Origin of the sequence: Geodermatophilus obscurus (assembly GCF_900143215.1) — a bacterium.
Classification (GTDB): domain Bacteria; phylum Actinomycetota; class Actinomycetes; order Mycobacteriales; family Geodermatophilaceae; genus Geodermatophilus; species Geodermatophilus obscurus_A.
The window spans coordinates 245,265-260,488 of the sequence record NZ_FRDM01000002.1 but is presented as its reverse complement, the minus strand read 5'-3'; the positions used below and the strand labels follow the sequence as shown (position 1 = coordinate 260,488).

Annotated in this window: 15 protein-coding genes and 1 pseudogene; 5 read left to right on the top strand and 11 right to left on the bottom strand. The window is 75.1% G+C overall.

The annotated features are described in order from the left end of the window. The first annotated feature begins 143 nt into the window (after positions 1-143). Both BUB17_RS03600 and BUB17_RS03595 read left to right on the top strand, forming a co-directional pair. A complete protein-coding gene (locus BUB17_RS03600; RefSeq protein ID WP_083605993.1) occupies positions 144-1,586 on the top strand; it encodes a DNA-binding protein in 1,443 nt (480 codons plus the stop codon). After that, the gene (locus BUB17_RS03595; RefSeq protein WP_072913389.1) at positions 1,583-2,767 is read left to right on the top strand and encodes a dipeptidase; all 1,185 of its coding nucleotides are present in this window, start codon (positions 1,583-1,585) and stop codon (positions 2,765-2,767) included. Before BUB17_RS03600 ends, BUB17_RS03595 begins: the two co-directional genes overlap by 4 nt. 92 nt (positions 2,768-2,859) lie before the next feature. On the opposite strand, the gene BUB17_RS27635 is transcribed toward BUB17_RS03595, so the two are convergent. The 4 genes from BUB17_RS27635 to BUB17_RS03580 form a co-directional block, all read right to left on the bottom strand. Continuing rightward, entirely contained in the window at positions 2,860-3,288 is a 429-nt protein-coding gene (locus BUB17_RS27635) for a zinc-binding dehydrogenase (RefSeq protein ID WP_244276875.1), read from the bottom strand. Then, on the bottom strand, positions 3,288-3,890 hold the full coding sequence (locus BUB17_RS27630; RefSeq protein WP_244276873.1) for an alcohol dehydrogenase catalytic domain-containing protein: 603 nt from the start codon (positions 3,888-3,890) through the stop codon (positions 3,288-3,290). The genes BUB17_RS27635 and BUB17_RS27630 overlap by 1 nt, the downstream gene beginning before the upstream one ends. Further along, on the bottom strand, positions 3,887-4,738 hold the full coding sequence (locus BUB17_RS03585; protein WP_244276871.1) for a fumarylacetoacetate hydrolase family protein: 852 nt from the start codon (positions 4,736-4,738) through the stop codon (positions 3,887-3,889). The genes BUB17_RS27630 and BUB17_RS03585 overlap by 4 nt, the downstream gene beginning before the upstream one ends. 108 nt (positions 4,739-4,846) lie before the next feature. Beyond that, the gene (locus tag BUB17_RS03580; protein WP_083605991.1) at positions 4,847-5,617 is read right to left on the bottom strand and encodes an IclR family transcriptional regulator; all 771 of its coding nucleotides are present in this window, start codon (positions 5,615-5,617) and stop codon (positions 4,847-4,849) included. A 106-nt stretch (positions 5,618-5,723) separates the two neighbouring features. On the opposite strand from BUB17_RS03580, the pseudogene BUB17_RS03575 reads away from it, so the two are divergent. Then, positions 5,724-6,374, top strand: a pseudogene (locus BUB17_RS03575) (SDR family NAD(P)-dependent oxidoreductase); the annotation flags it as partial. Between the two features lie 197 nt (positions 6,375-6,571). Here the strand turns inward: BUB17_RS03575 and BUB17_RS03570 are convergent. The 5 genes from BUB17_RS03570 to eda all read right to left on the bottom strand — a co-directional run bounded on the left by BUB17_RS03570 (position 6,572) and on the right by eda (position 11,924). Then, on the bottom strand, positions 6,572-7,462 hold the full coding sequence (locus tag BUB17_RS03570) for a dihydrodipicolinate synthase family protein (RefSeq protein ID WP_083605989.1): 891 nt from the start codon (positions 7,460-7,462) through the stop codon (positions 6,572-6,574). Beyond that, on the bottom strand, positions 7,459-8,424 hold the full coding sequence (locus tag BUB17_RS03565; protein WP_244276870.1) for a sugar kinase: 966 nt from the start codon (positions 8,422-8,424) through the stop codon (positions 7,459-7,461). The genes BUB17_RS03570 and BUB17_RS03565 overlap by 4 nt, the downstream gene beginning before the upstream one ends. Continuing rightward, complete coding sequence (locus tag BUB17_RS03560; protein WP_072913377.1) at positions 8,417-9,862, bottom strand: Nramp family divalent metal transporter; 1,446 nt, start codon at positions 9,860-9,862, stop codon at positions 8,417-8,419. Before BUB17_RS03560 ends, BUB17_RS03565 begins: the two co-directional genes overlap by 8 nt. Positions 9,863-9,954: 92 nt before the next feature. Beyond that, a complete protein-coding gene (locus BUB17_RS03555) occupies positions 9,955-11,238 on the bottom strand; it encodes an alpha-hydroxy acid oxidase (protein ID WP_072913373.1) in 1,284 nt (427 codons plus the stop codon). Continuing rightward, positions 11,235-11,924, bottom strand: coding sequence for a bifunctional 4-hydroxy-2-oxoglutarate aldolase/2-dehydro-3-deoxy-phosphogluconate aldolase (eda, locus tag BUB17_RS03550; protein WP_072913370.1), 690 nt, complete (start codon positions 11,922-11,924; stop codon positions 11,235-11,237). Before eda ends, BUB17_RS03555 begins: the two co-directional genes overlap by 4 nt. A 201-nt stretch (positions 11,925-12,125) precedes the next feature. On the opposite strand from eda, the gene BUB17_RS03545 reads away from it, so the two are divergent. Both BUB17_RS03545 and BUB17_RS03540 read left to right on the top strand, forming a co-directional pair. Next, positions 12,126-12,893, top strand: coding sequence for an IclR family transcriptional regulator (locus BUB17_RS03545; RefSeq protein ID WP_175561260.1), 768 nt, complete (start codon positions 12,126-12,128; stop codon positions 12,891-12,893). 54 nt (positions 12,894-12,947) lie between these two features. After that, entirely contained in the window at positions 12,948-13,457 is a 510-nt protein-coding gene (locus tag BUB17_RS03540) for a phosphohydrolase (protein WP_072913367.1), read from the top strand. A gap of 62 nt (positions 13,458-13,519) precedes the next feature. On the opposite strand, the gene BUB17_RS03535 is transcribed toward BUB17_RS03540, so the two are convergent. Then, positions 13,520-14,458: a sensor histidine kinase gene (locus tag BUB17_RS03535; RefSeq protein ID WP_072913363.1), complete on the bottom strand. Its 939-nt coding sequence runs from the start codon at positions 14,456-14,458 to the stop codon at positions 13,520-13,522. Further along, positions 14,455-15,159 carry an MEDS domain-containing protein gene (locus BUB17_RS03530; RefSeq protein WP_244276891.1) on the bottom strand — a complete coding sequence of 235 codons (705 nt, stop codon included), beginning with the start codon at positions 15,157-15,159 and terminating at the stop codon, positions 14,455-14,457. The genes BUB17_RS03535 and BUB17_RS03530 overlap by 4 nt, the downstream gene beginning before the upstream one ends. Positions 15,160-15,224: the final 65 nt, after the last annotated feature.

The window sequence follows — 15,224 nt, the reverse complement described above, 5'->3', positions numbered from 1 at the left end:
TCCTCCCCGGCCGCCGTGCCCGGGTCCCCCTGGGCCACCGCGTCCGACGTCGTTGGAACACCGTCCGCGGATGGCTAGCCTCGGGTCGGCCGACCGCTGATGGATCCTGGGACGCTCGCTCCCCCGAGCCCAAGGGCAACTGGATGAACGGCGAGACAGAGCCGACGACAGGCACGTCCCCCGCGACGAACGGGGCCGCGCTCCTCGGTGAGGACCTCGATCGGATCGCCGCGGCGCGGGAGCGGTTCGCCGCCGGCGCGGACGACGTCCACGGGGTCCGCCCCGAGATCCTGGTGTCCTGGTACCGGTGCCGCGAGGAGTACGAGGTCAGCCCGCACCTGCGACGTGCCCCCGCCGCTGCCGAGGGCACGTCGCACTCGATCGAGCACGACGTGGTGCTCGCCGAGCTCGGCGGCCTGGCCGCCGGGGCGGCACGGGAGATCGACGGCGTCGACGGTCTGGCCGCGGTGAGCGACTGCGACGGGCGGGTCCTGGCGGCCTGGGGCAGCCGAGGCGTGCTCGACCTGGCCGCGGACAGCAACCTCGCGCCCTGGTCGGCCTGGTCGGAACGCGCGAGCGGCACCAACGGCATGGGCACGGCCCTGGAGAGCCGGCGCCCCATCCTGGTCCGGGGTCCGGAGCACTGGTGCCGGGGCTTCCACTCGTGGATGTGCGCCGGCGTCGCGGTGCGCGACGTCGTCACCCGCGAGCCGCTGGCGACCCTCGACATCTCGTGCTGGGAGACCCCGCTGCCCGACGCCGTCCTGCCGTGGCTGCGCGCGGCGGCAGCGACCACCGAGGCCAAGCTGCGGCAGCGGGCGCGACACACCGGCGCGCTGCTCGCGGCCGCCCTCGCCGACGCCCGTGAGGCGCCGGGGACGCCGCTGGCCGTGGTGGACACGGTCGGGAAGGTCGTGCTGGCGAACACCGCGGCCGCCGTCCTGCTCGGCACCCCGGCGGACGCTGCGGCCCTCGCACCGTCGGACCGGTGGATGCCGCAGGTCCCCGCCCTGCTGGAGCTGACCCGGCGGGCGACCGTCCGCGCCCGGCAGGACCCGGGGTGGAGCGGGTCGACGCTGCTCTACGTGCCGTTCCTCGACCAGCCCCTCCCGGTCGCCGTCCGGCCCGTGCTCGACGGGTCGCAGGTGATCGGCGCGCTGCTGGTCTTCGGGTCCTCCGGCTCCGGCGATCCGGAGCTGCGCGACGACCCGGACACCGGCTTCCCCGGCCCGCGACCGCTGCCCGCGAGGGTCGTCGCCCTGCGGGAGGACCGGTGGGTCCTCCTCGACCCCCGCGAGATCCGGTACGCGGAGACCGACCACGACAACGTCTGGCTGGTGACCGACCAGGGACGGCTGCTGGCCGCCGTCCGGGGCCTGGACCGCCTGGAGCAGGAGCTCGCCGACCGGGGGTTCCTGCGCGTCCACCGCCGCTTCCTCGTCAACCTCGGCCGGGTGCGGGAGATCGAGCAGGGGTTCAAGGGCGCGCTGTACCTCGCCACGGGCACCCGCAGTCACGAGATCGTGCCGGTCGCCCGCCGGCACGCGCCCCGCGTCCGCCAGGCGCTCGGTCTGAGGGCGGGATGACCGACCACCTCGCCGCGGCCCGCGCCCTGCTGCGCCGGCACCCGCTGGTCGACGGCCACAACGACCTGCCGTGGGCGCTGCGCACCCGGTTCGGAGCCGACCTGGACCGGGTGGACCTCGCGGGTCCCGTGCCGGCGACGCACACCGACCTGCCGCGGTTGCGGCGCGGCGGGGTCGGCGGCCAGTTCTGGTCGGTCTACGTCCCCGGCACGCTGCAGGGTGACGCGGCGGTGGCCGCCACGCTGGAGCAGGTCGACCTCGTCCACCGGATGATCCGCCGCCACCCGGACGACCTGGAGCTCGCACTCGGCGCCGACGACGTGCTGGCCGCCTTCTCCCGCGGCCGGATCGCCTCGCTGCTCGGCGCCGAGGGCGGCCACTCCATCGCGAGCTCGCTGGGCGTCCTCCGGGTGCTGCACCGGCTCGGCGTCCGCTACCTGACCCTGACGCACAACGTCAACGTGCCCTGGGCCGACGCGGCGACCGACGTCCCCGCGACCGGTGGGCTCAGCCCGTTCGGGCGCGAGGTCGTGCGCGAGGTGAACCGGCTCGGCATGCTGGTCGACCTGTCCCACGTGGCGGCCACCACGGCCGGCGACGCGCTGGACGTCGCGGAGGCACCGGTCGTCTTCTCCCACTCCGGGGCCCGGGCCGTCTGCGACTCCCCGCGGAACGTCCCCGACGACCTGCTCCGCCGGCTGGCCGCCAACGGCGGGGTGTGCATGGTGACGTTCGTCCCGGACTTCGTGTCGCCGCGGTGCCGCGCCTGGGCCCTCGGGCTGCGGGCCGAGGTGGAGCGCCGGGGGCTCGACCCGCGGGACGCCGGGGCCCGGGCCACGGTGGGCGCCGAGTACGCCGCCGGGCACCCCCGGCCGCGAGCGTCGCTCGCCGAGGTGGCCGACCACGTCGAGCACGTGCGGACGGTGGCCGGCATCGACCACGTCGGCCTCGGCGGGGACTACGACGGGGCCGACGACGTCCCCGACGGCCTGGACGACGTCGCCTGCTACCCCGCGCTGGTCGCCGAGCTGCTCGGCCGCGGGTGGAGCCAGGACGACTGCGTCCGGTTGGTCGGCGGGAACGTGCTGCGGGTGCTCCGGGAGGCCGAGGCCGTGTCCTGCTCCGCGGCCGCCGTTCGGGGCCCGTCGACCGCGCGGATCGAGGACCTCGACCGATCCTGAGCCGGTCCCGGGCCCGGATCCGCGGGGAACCGGCCACGTCCCGACCCGGCGCCCGCACGCAGCGCCGGCTGACCGTCCGGCGCGCCGTCGCGTCAGACGGTCCTCGGGTCGACGTGGGTCTTGGGGCCCGGGCCGGCTCCCTCGATGCGCTCGCCGGCCAGCACGGCACCGACCCGGTCGAGACCGACGGTCGCCGCGACGAGCGGCCGCGGGTCGACCGCTCCGCCGGCGTAGGCGGCGATGGTGGCGTCCAGCGCCGGCGAGGCCGACAGCACGCCGACCGCGGTGACGTCCTTGAGGAGCAGGGTCCGGGTGTCGATGGTGCTGCGGTCGCCGGAGATGCCGATGTAGACCACCCGCCCGGCCGGCTGCACCACCTCGAGGGCCAGGGCCGGGAGGTGGCCGGCGTTGGAGGCGTCGACGACCGCGTCGAACGGCAGGTCGGGCAGCGTCTCCTCGGTCCAGGCGTGCCTGAAGCCGAGGCTGCGGGCGAGGGCCGGAGACTCCTCGTGGCGGCCCATCAGGTGCACCTCGGCGCCGGCCGCGCGCAGGACATCGCCGTCAGCAGCCCGATGGTCCCCGGGCCGAGCACCAGTGCCCGGTCACCCGGGCCCACGCCGGCGGCCTGCGCCGCGCGCAGCGCGTTCCCGCCGGGCTCGACCAGCGCGCCGAGGACGGCGTCGACGGGGTCCGGCAGCGGGTGCAGCGACCACGCGGGGACGGCGAGCTGCTCGGCCAGCGCACCGGGACGGCCGCCGCGGATGCCGACCTCCTGGCGGCGCGCGCAGACGTGCTGGGAGCCCCGCCGGCAGGCGCGGCAGGTCCGGTCGCCCAGCATGGTGTCGCCCATGACACGGCGGCCGAGCCAGGAGGGGTCGACGCCGTCGCCGACGGCGGAGACGGTGCCCGCCCACTCGTGGCCCAGCCGCATGGGATAGGCGGAGTGCCCCTCGTGCAGGTAGGCCATCTCGCCGGTGAAGAACTCGACGTCGGTGCCGCAGACACCCACCCGCTCGACGTCGACGACGACCTCACCGGGCACGGCCACGGGCGCGGGCACCTCCTGCACCGACGCCTCCCCCGGTGCGGTCAGCACGAACGCCCGCACGGTCGGTGCGCTCACCGCGGCCCGAGCACGTGCTGCCGCTGCGACCCCAGGCCCTCGATGCCGAGCTCCACGACGTCACCGGGCTGCAGCCACACGGGCGGCCGGAACCCCATGCCGACACCCGGCGGGGTCCCGGTGTTGATCAGGTCGCCGGGCTCCAGGACCATGAACTGGCTCAGGTGGTGCACGATCACGTACGGGTCGAAGACCATCGTCGCGGTGCTGCCGGTCTGCCGGCGCACCCCGTTGACGTCCAGCCACATGTCCAGCGCCAGGACGTCGTCGACCTCGTCCGGGGTGACCAGCCAGGGCCCGGCGGGGTTGAACGTCTCGGCGGACTTGCCCTTGGACCACTGGCCGCCGCGCTCCATCTGGAACGCCCGCTCGCTGACGTCGTTGACGACCAGGTAGCCGGCGATCGCGTCGCGGGCCTCCTCGACCGAGTCCAGGTAGCTGGTGCGCCGGCCGATGACGAGGCCGAGCTCGACCTCCCAGTCGGGCTTGCTGGACCCGCGCGGGATGCGCACGTCGTCGTCCGGGCCGATGAGCGTGTTGGGCGACTTGGTGAACAGGATCGGTTCGGCGGGCACGGGCTGTCCGGTCTCGGCGGCGTGGTCGCGGTAGTTCAGGCCGATGCACAGGATCTGGTGCGGCCGCGCGATCGGCGCGCCGATCCGCTCGCCGGCGAAGCGCGCGACCCGCCCGGCGGCCACGCGCTCGGCCACCACCGGGCGGAGGAGCTCCGGGCCTCCGCTGCCGAAGAAGGTCTCGTCGAAGTCGGGGGCGACGTCGGAGACGTCGACGTAGGTCCCGTCGTCGAGACGGACGACGGGCTTCTCGGCGCCGGGCGCGCCGATGCGCATCAGGTACACGGTGCTGTCTCCAGGGTCGGGCGGGTCGGTGCCGGGCGGGTCAGTGCTGGGCGGGTCAGTGCTGGGCAGGGCCCGGCCATGCGGGCGCCGCCGCCCACCTCACCGGGCCTCCCCCATCGGCCCCAGCAGCCCTCGGACCACGCCGAGGGCCTCGACCAGGACGGACAGCGGCGTCCGGTAGGCGAGCGCGCTGATGCTCAGCGCGCCCGACGGCGTGCTCGGTGAGGTGAGGAAGACCGGCAGCGCCAGGCAGGTGACGCCGGTCTCGTTCTCCTGGTCGTCGGTGGCGTACCCCTGCTCCCGGGTCCGTACCAGGTCGAGGTGCAGGTCCTCGACCGAGCAGCGGGTCCGCGGCGTGCGCCGGACGAGCTCCGCCGTCCCGGCCCAGGCCGCCACGTCCGCGCGGGTGCGCAGCCGGTGCGCCAGGAGGAGCTTGCCGACGGCCGTGGCGTGGGCCGGGTTGCGCCCGCCGATCGTCGAGGTCAGCCGCACGGCCCCGGTCGGCGGGTCGACCTTCGCGCGGTAGACCACCTCCCGGCCGTCGAGGACCGCGTAGTGGCAGGTCTCCCCGAAGTGGGCGGCCAGGCTCTCCAGCACCGGGCGCACGCGGACGTGCTCCGGCCGGGCCTCGTGGTGGGCGAACGCCATCCGCAGGAACTCGTCGCCGAGCACGTAGTGGCCCCGGGCGTCCTGGTCGGCGAGCCCGGCACGACGCAGCGAGCCGAGCGCGCGGTGCACGGTCGACTTGGGGCTGCCGATCGCCCGGGTGAGCTCCTCCAGGCCGGCACCGTCGGCGTGGCGGGCCAGCTCCCTGAGCACGGCGAGCACCCGGTCGGAGCCGACGAGCCGCCCCTCGTCGAGCCGGCTCACGCCGCCTCCGCCAGGTGCTGTCACTCCCCTGGATGTGTGCGTAGTCTCCATCGCGTTCCAGAAGTTAGACCATCGTCTCGACAGTCGGAAGGCCGGAGCAGACGTGATGACGACGAGGACCGCTCTGGTGACCGGCGGTGCCAGCGGCATCGGCGCGGCCACCGCCGAGCGGCTCCGCACCGACGGACTCGAGGTGGTCACGCTCGACCTCGCCGGGGCCGACGTGTCCGCCGACGTCACCGACGAACAGGCGCTGCGGCGGGTGGCCGGCGAGGTCGGGCCGGTCGACGTGCTGGTGAACTCAGCCGGCGTCGTCGGGCCGAACCGGCCGCTGGTGCAGACCACCGCCGAGGAGTGGCGTCACGTCCTCGACGTCAACGTCGTCGGGACGGTGAACGCCATGCGGGCGTTCGTGCCCGGGATGGCCGAGCGCGGCTGGGGACGCGTCGTCAACCTCGCGAGCATGGCCGGCAAGGACGGCAACCCCGGCCTCGCGGCCTACTCGGCCGCCAAGGCGGCGGTCATCGCGCTGACCAAGTCCGCGGGCAAGGAGCTGGCCACCACCGGCGTCCTGGTCAACGTGATCGCGCCGGCGGTCATCGCCACGCCGATGAACGCGGCGACCGCCCCCGACGTGCTGGCGCACATCACCGGCCTCATCCCGATGAAGCGGGTCGGCCGGCCCGAGGAGGTCGCCGAGCTGGTCGCCTTCCTGTGCTCCGACCGGGTCAGCTTCTCCACCGGCGCCGTCTACGACATCAGCGGCGGCCGGGCCACCTACTGGACCCGGACCGGCACCCCTGCGGGGTCAGCGGCCCTCGACGACGACGTGGTCGGGACGCCCGGTCCGCGCCCAGCTGACCACGTCGCCCGCCGCCGTGCGCCGCAGCTCCACCTCCGCCTCGAGGACCCCGTCGTCGGCGTCGGTGACGAGCAGCCGCAGCCCGGGCCCGCTCACCGGACCGGACCTGCCACGGCGCGCTCGGCCGCGGCCGCGGCGTCGAACGTCGGCGGGGTGGGGCTGAGCGGGGGCCGCACGGTGCCCATCGGGTGCCCGTGCCGCTGCTCGGCGACCTTCTTGAGCACCCCGGCGGAGTCGTGCTGCTTGGTCATCGCGCGGACCTGCTGGAGGTGGGCGGACAGCGCCGCCGCCTCGGCGGACCGCCCGTCGCGGACGTGCCGGTAGAGGGCCAGGACCTGCTCGGGGACGATGTTGGCCAGCGCCGAGATCGAGCCGTGCGCCGTCCCGAGCCGTCCGGGGAGGTCGTCCTCCGTGCCGACCAGGACGCCCTTCCCGGCCGCGTGGACCTCCTCGGCGTAGCCGGGCTCGCCCCCGGAGTCCTTCACGCCCCACACCGGCAGGCCGGTCACCAGGTCCGGCGGGATGGGCACCGAGTACTTCGGGATGTGGTAGAGCACCACCGGGTGGCGGGTGGCGGCCAGCACCCGGTCGTAGAACCGCCGCAACCCGTCGGTCGACACCGGCTTGAAGTAGTACGGCGGCAGCACCATGACCGCCCGCACCGGCAGGTCGTCCAGGTGGCCCAGCAGGTCGAGGGTGTCCGGCAGGTTGCCCTCGGCGACCGTGGCGACGACGTGCAGCGGGCCTGCCACGGGGACCAGCGCGTCGAGCACGGCCTGCTTCTCCCGGGTGGCGACCGAGGGCCCCTCCCCGTTGGTGCCGAACGGGATGACGCCGGTGACCCCCTGCCCGGCCAGCCACGCGACGTGCGCGAGGTAGGCGTCGACGTCGACGCTGTAGCGCTCGTCGTCGCGGAACGGCGTCACGTTGGCGACGTAGACGCCCTCGAGGACGCCGGCCGGGTCCTGCTGCTGCATCGTCATCTCCCGAGGTCGACGGTCTGGTCCAGGAACGCGGTCAGCTCGGCCCTGCTGGGCAGCCCCTCGTAGTCGCCGAGGTTCTGCACGCAGAACGCGCCCATGGCGTTGGCCGTGCGCAGGCGGCCCGCCGGGTCGAGCCCCTCCAGGGTCGCGGCGAGGTAGCCCGCGGCGAACGCGTCCCCCGCCCCGATCGGGTCCACCTGGCGGGCCGGGAACCCGGGCGAGGTGAGCCGCTCGCCGTCCACCACCGCCGCGCAGCCGCGCGCGCCGAGCTTGAGCACGACCTCGCCGGGACCGGCGTCGGCGAGGCGGTCCAGGCAGGTGTCGTCGTCCCAGCCCCACAGCGCGCGGGCCTCCTCGTCCCCGACGAGCAGGACGTCGACGTGCGGCAGCAGCGCCTCGCTGGCGGCGCGGGCCGCCGCCGGTCCCCACAGCCGGCTGCGGTAGTTGACGTCGTAGCTGACCCGGACGCCGGCCTGCCGGGCGGTCCGCGCCGCCCAGCTCAGGAACTCGGCCGACTCCGGGGACAGCGCCCCGGTGATCCCGGTGAGGTGCAGGAAGGCCGCGCCGTCGAGCACCGCCGGGTCGAAGGCGCCCGGCGCCAGCGTCGAGGCCGCCGACCCGCTGCGGTAGTAGTAGACCCGCAGCGCGCCGGCGACCTCCTCGCGCAGGTAGAGGCCCGTCGGCCGGTCCGGGACCCGGCGCACGGCGCTGGTGTCCACGCCCTCGGCGCGCACCCGGTGCAGGACCAGCTCGCCGAGCTCGTCCTGCCCCAGGGCACTGACCCAGCTGGCCGGGACGCCGAGCCGCGACAGCCCGATCGCCACGTTGCTCTCCGCCCCGCCGATCGACAGCGTCACCGAGGTGGCGTGCCGCAGCCGGCCCGGCGCCGGGGGGACGACGAGCACCATCGTCTCCCCGGCGGTGACCACCCGCGGCGCGGGAGCCTCCCCCGGCTCAGCCACCGAAGAGGTTCTGCAGCTGCTGGTTGAAGGTGAGCACGGACAGGAAGCCGAACAGCAGGAAGGCCCAGACCAGGGCGGCGACCCGGCCGGCGCCCGGACGGATCTCCTTCGGCAGCGTCCGCCGGTTCACCAGGATCAGCAGCGCCGAGTAGATGAACATCATCAGCCCGCCGGTGACCGCGGAGATGACCAGCAGGACCAGCGGCTGGCTGAGGCCGGACAGGATCACGACGACGCCGATCACGACCAGGCCCCAGACCAGCCCGAAGTAGATCTTGCTCTCGTTCGCGTCCTTCACGTAGGCGGTCTTCAGCACGTCGGCCCCGAGCCGGCTGGTGTAGTCGACGATCCCCAGCGCCGCCGCGAACAGCGAGAAGGCGCCGATGATCCAGAAGAAGGTGCCGAACCAGCCGCCGACGGTCGCGTTGAGCGCGTTCCCCTCCGCCTCCAGGAAGGAGATGTCGCTGGCCAGCCCCTCCTGGCCGAAGACGGTGGCGTAGGCCAGCAGCGAGGTGAACAGGATGGTGAGGAAGCTGATCGCCACGAAGGTGCTCAGCTGCTCGTAGTTGGCGAGCTTCCACCAGCGCCGCCACCGGCCCAGGTTCTCCGGGGTGGGCTCGAAGACGAACCCGGTCGACGGCGCAGCCTCCGGGTGGCCGGTCACCGGGCTGACGATCCGCGGCACGTAGGCACCCATGCCGAACCGCTTGTCCCGGATCCAGTTGCTCTGGCACAGGTTCTGGCCGCCCCCGGCGCCGGCGAACGCCAGCGCGCCCAGCAGCAGCGCGAACCCGAGCTCCTGGTAGGGCAGCCCGGCCTCGGTGATGATCTGCGGGGCGTCCGCCCAGGTCGACGCCCCGATCGCGGCGACCGAGGCGACCACGATCAGCAGCAGGACGGCGGCGACCTTGACCATCTCGATCTTCTCGAGGGCCTGGTAGACGACCGGCGCCATGGTCAGGATGACGCCGATCAGCAGCAGGATGCCGATCGCGATCGGCGCCACGCTGCCACCGACGAGGTAGGTGATCAGGGTCGCCGAGCTCGTCGCCCAGCCCGGCCAGACGTTGGCGAAGTAGGCGAGGATCGCGAAGACCAGACCCCAGTGCCGCCAGTACCGGCTGAACCCGGTGAGCGCGGTCTCCCCCGTGGCGAGCGTGTACCGCTCGATCTCCATGTTGAGGAAGTACTGGGTGGCCAGACCCACGAAGGCGGCCCAGACGAAGACCAGCCCGACCTGGGACGCGATGTAGGGATAGAGGATGAACTCGCCGCTGGCCATGCCGACGCCGGCGGCGACGATCCCCGGCCCGATGACGTGCCGGAAGTGCGCCGGCGCCTCGGGCATGTCCCGCAGCTTCGGTGCTGCCAGGTGCTTGGTGGGGAAGAGGTCCACCACCGAGGACCCCGCGCCTCCCGGTTCACGGGTGCTGACCATCGTGCCTCCTTGTGTTCGACGTTCCTGTCGGGTGGGGCGGTACGGGGTGGCGCGGGGTCCCGGCCGACCGGCGGGACCACCGGTCGGCCCGGTCAGACCGAGACGTTCGGGTAGTCGCCCGACGCGTGCGCCGTGAAGGCGACGTGCCGGTCGGAGAGGTCCTCGCTGCGTCGCACACCCAGCAGCTGCATCGACCGCTGGTACTCCTCGGCGAGGATCTCGTAGGCGCGCAGCACGCCGTCCTGGCCGCCGGCCATGAGCCCGTACAGGTAGGCGCGGCCGATCATGACCGCGTCCGCCCCCAGGGCCCGGGCGGCCACGACGTCCTGGCCGTGCAGGACGCCGCCGTCGATGAGCACCGTGGCCTGCTGCCCGACGGCCGACCGGATCGAGGGCAGCACGTCGAGCGTCGCCGCCGAGCGGTCGAGCTGGCGCCCGCCGTGGTTGGAGACCACCACGCCGTCGGCCCCGTGCTCCATGACCTCGCGGGCCGAGGCGGGGGTGGTGACGCCCTTGACGACCAGGTCGCCGCGCCACCGCTTCCGCAGCCGGTCCAGCGAGGTCAGGTCCAGACCGGGGTCGAACATCATGCTGGCGACCTCGGCCGGGCTCGGGTTGCCCGGAACACCCGAGAGCGAGGCGAACGTCATCCCGCCGGTGGTCAGCTTGTTGAACCACCACACCGGGAACCTCGACATGTTGAGCACGGTGCGCGCGGTCAGCGTCGGCGGGATCGTGAGGCCGTTGACGACGTCGCGCAGCCGCATCCCGGAGACCGTGGTGTCGACGGTGAGCAGGATCGTGGAGTAGCCGGCCGCCTCGGCGCGCGCCAGCAGGTCCTCGTTCACCTCGGGGTCGGCGGTGTAGTACAGCTGGAACCACAGGTCGCCGTCGGGAGCTGCGGCCCGCACGTCCTCGATCGAGGTGGAGCCCACCGTCGACAGCGCGTACGGCACGCCGACGTGCTGCGCCACGGCGGCGACGGCGGCCTCGCCGTGGTGGTGCATCATCCGCGTGTAGCCGGTGGGGGCGAACACCAGGGGCATGGCGATGCGCCGGCCCAGGAGCTCGACACCGGTGTCGGGGTCGGCCACCGACCGCAGCGCGTCCGGGTGGAAGGTGACCCGGCGGTAGGCGGCGGAGTTCCGCGCCGCCGTGATCTCCTCCTCGGCCGCGCCGTCGACGTAGTCGAAGACCGCCCGGGGAGTCGTGCGGCGGGCCGCCTCGCGCAGGTCGCGGACCGAGAGCGCGTTCTCCAGCCGTCGCGCCCGCCGGCCCAGTCGTGGCTTCCTGAACTGCACGACCTCGCGCAGCTCCGACCACCTCGGCACCTGCCGGGTGGTCCGGACCGGCGGGAGCGGTGCCCTGTCCGTCATGCTCTCCCCTCTCCTCGTCGAGCGCCGGCCGCCCGGCCGGGGTCCGGCCGCACCCGGGCCACCGCCTCGGCGGTCAGCCGGCGCACGGTCTGGAAGTCCCCCGACCTGATCCGGTCGCGGGGCACCATCCAGGAGCCGCCGACCGCGACGACCGCGTCGAGCCCCAGGTAGTCCGCCAGGTCCGCCGGCCCGATCCCGCCCGTCGGGACGAACCGCACGCCGGCGAAGGGCGCCGCCAGCGCGGCGATGGCCCGCGCGCCGCCCGACGTCCCGGCCGGGAAGAACTTCACCGCGGTGAGGCCGAGCTCCAGGGCCGCCTGCACCTCGGTCGCCGTGACGGCGCCGGGCAGCGCGAGCACGCGGCGCTCGGCGCACCGTTCCACCACGGCCCGGCTCAGGCCCGGGGAGACGACGTACCCGGCCCCCGCGGCGACGGCCTGGTCGACCTGGGCCGGGGTCAGGACGGTGCCGGCACCGACCAGCAGGTCCCCCCGGTCGGCCATCGCCCGGATCGCATCGGCCGCGGCCGGGGTGCGGAAGGTGACCTCGGCGACCGGCAGCCCGCCGGCCACGAGCGCGTCGGCCAGCGGCCCGGCGTCGGCCGCGTCGTCCAGGACCACGACCGGTACGAGGCGGGCCCGCTCCAGAGCGGCCAACCGGCCGGCGCCGGGTGCCGAGCTGCCCACTGTCCCCCCTGGGAGCGGTCGGTCGTCGAGCGCTCGCCACGTGGCGTGCCGGTCGACGCCTGCCGGAGTCGGCGTTGACGGCCCATGCGAGCAGCGCTACGTTCCGGAATACGGAACGGTGTTCCAGACGCGGGGACGAGCGTAAGCAGCGTCACACCGGGCCGTCAAGCACCGGCGGCGCGCCCGGCAGACAGGAGCGAGATGCCCGAGTCGACAGCTCCCGAACCCGCGACGACGGCCGGCGCTCCGGCCCCGGGCAGCACCGCCAAGGCACTCGTCGTCCTGCAGGTCCTCGCCGAGGACGGCGGCGCGGTGCGGCTGGCCGAGCTGGCCGGCCGCTGCGGCATCTCCAAGCCGACGGCGCACCGGGTCCTCGCCGGGCTGCGTGCGCTGGCCTGGGTCCGCGCCCACGAGGGCGGGCGCTACTCCCTCGGGCCGCAGGCGCACGCCTTCGCCGCGATGGCGTCGCCCGGCACCTCCGTGGAGCACTCCCTCACCAGGCTCCGGAACGCGGTGGGGCACACCGTGCACGCCGGCGTCCTCGTCGAGGACCACGTCGTCTACACCCACAAGCTCGACGGCCACGACCAGTTCGTCATGCGGTCGCTGGTGGGGGCGACGGCCCCGCTGCACTGCACGGGCATGGGCAAGGCGCTGCTGGCACACCTGCCCGACGACCAGGTGGCAGCGGTCCTGGCCGCGGGCCTGCCGCGCCGGACGCCCGGGACCCTCACCGACCCCGGGGCCCTCCGCGACGAGCTGCGCCTGATCCGGGAGCGCGGGTACGCGGTCGACGACGAGGAGAACGAGGAGCACATCCGCTGCCTGGCTGCGGTGGTGCCCGAGCCCCTCGGCCACCCGCTGCGCGCGGTGAGCATCTCGACGGTCACCTTCCTCACCGACCGCGAGCGGCTGCTGGGCCACGTGCCCGCGCTGCTGCACTGCGCTCGGTCGCTGACGGCGTCCTGAGCGCCCCGCCCGGGGTCCCGGCCGGCGGCCCGCCCACCGCCTAGCCTCGGGAGCGTGGGGTTCACCGTTCCCGACGCGCACCTGCTCGCCCTGCACGCACACGAGGGCCAGGTCGACGAGCGGGGCCGGGACCACTACCTCGCCCGGCTGCGGCCGGTCGCCGAGGCCCTGCGCCGCCACGGCCCGGACGCAGAGATGGCCGGCGCCCTCCGGGACGTCGTCGAGGCCACCCGCGACCACCCCGACCCCACCCGCCGCTACGACCTCGACCGGCTCCGCGCCCTCGGCGTCCCGGAGGTCGTCGTCGAGGCGGTCGACGCGGTCACCCGGCGCCCCGGCGAGCCCTACATCGCCGGCCTGATCCGCCGGTCGGCCGCCCACCCGCTCGGCCGCCTGGTCATGCTCGCCGACAACGCGCACCACCTCGCCACCAACGCCGAGCTGGCCCGGGTCGCTCCGGAGAAGGCGCGCAGCCTGCGCGAGGGCCGCTACCGCCCGGCCCGCCGGATCCTGCGCGCCGCCGAGGCCGCCGACTCCCGTTCCGGCCGCCGCCTCCTCGTCTGACCCTCGGCCGCCGCCTGTCCGCGCCGCACCAGCGGGCCGGAACGGCCGACCTGCTGCTGCGCTCAGCGGTGGAAGAACAGCCGGATGGCGGTGCCCGCGGGGTGGGAGTCGACCGCTGCGTCGTCGGCCAGGCTCCACGCCAGCCACATCCCCCGGGCGCCGTCGGGTCCGTCGGGAGGCGGGACGTAACCGAGGGTCTCGTCGGGCAGGCCGGGTCCGGCGTCGGCGACCTCGACGACGAGGGTGTCCCCGTCGGTCCAGGACGACACCTCGGCGGAGGCCGCCACGCGCAGCGCGTTGACCACCAGCTCGTGGGCGGCCTGGACGACCTCGCCGGCGCGCGCCGGCCACCAGCCGAGCGCGGCTGCCGACACGGCGCGGCGCGCCTCCCGTGGCGTCGTCGGCGCCGCGACCGCGGCCCGGGCCGGCCGTGAGGCCCAGGCCGGGTGCACCGACCGGAGGAACCGCTCCGGGTCCTCGTACGCCGGCTCCGGGACCGGTGCGGAGCCACCCCAGGTCAGCGGGTGCGTGCGCGCCACCGCGTCGAGGACCGACGCCGGCAGCCGGCGCCGGTCGTGCAGGCACAGGCTGTAGTACGGCAGGGAGGCGTAGCAGCGGTTGGCGACGGCCTCGAAGCGGCTCCACTCCCGTCCGTCGTCGCGGGCCAGCCAGGTCGGCTCGGCGGCGAGCCGCCAGGTGGGCGCCACGGCCTGCAGGGCACGGAGGTCCCGGTCGTAGGCGTGCAGGGTGCGGTGCCCGCCCCGCCACCAGGTCTCCGCGGCGGTGAACGTCGCCAGCCGATCCACGTCCGGGCCCAGCTCCTGCGCGAGCAGCGTCCGGACCCGCTCGCCGGCGACGACGAGCACCGGCTCCCCGCGGGACAGCCCCTCCACCGCGAACGGGACCACCCGGTCGACGAGCTCCTGGTCGGTGCTGAACGCGAAGCCCTCGTGGGCGAGGCTCGCCCCGTCCCAGTCGCCGGTCGGGCGGGTGTTCCTCACGCCGGCACCGTGTCCCCACCGCTCAGGCCGAACGGTTTCAGGCAGCGGACGGCCACCCGCGGGACCCGCACCAGCCGCAGCCGCACGCCCGATCCGCGCAGCACGTCGGCGGCCCGGGCCAGGGCGCGGGCGCCGGCGACGTCCAGGAACCGGAGGTCGGAGAGGTCGAGCACGACCTCCCCGGGAGTGCCGCGGGCGACGTCGACGAGTGCACGGGACAGGCCGTCGGCCTGGGTGCCGTCGACCTCGTCGTGCAGCGACAGCGACGGGCCCCGCCCGGACAGGTGGGCGAGGGGCTCCTCCTCGCCGGAGTGCTGGCCGGGGTGCAGGAGGGTGACCGGGGCGAGGACGTCCGCCTCCGGTGCCGAGTCGTCGAGGCACAGCGCGGTCATCGCGACGGTGCCCATCATGGCGTCGGCCAGCTGCTCGTGGACGTGCAGCTGCCACCGCGCGCCGGGCCCGGAGCGGGCCAGCGGCGGAACGTCCGCGGCGATCCTGAGGCCGGTGCGGCCACGCTCCAGGGCCTCCCCGACCAGGCTCCGGTACGCCGCCACCTGCTCGGTCGAGGAGAGCTGCCCGCCGGAGGCGCACACCCCGGCGGTGCTGTGCACCTGCAGCTGCCCGCTGGCCAGCAGCTCGTCCCTGCCCGGCAGCGGCGCCGGGGTGCGCCGCAGCTCTGCTCGTGACGACCCGATGACCAGCAGCTGCTCCCCGAGCCGTCGTCCCTCGTCGAGGAAGGGCAGGACGGCGGCGAGAAGTCCGCGGT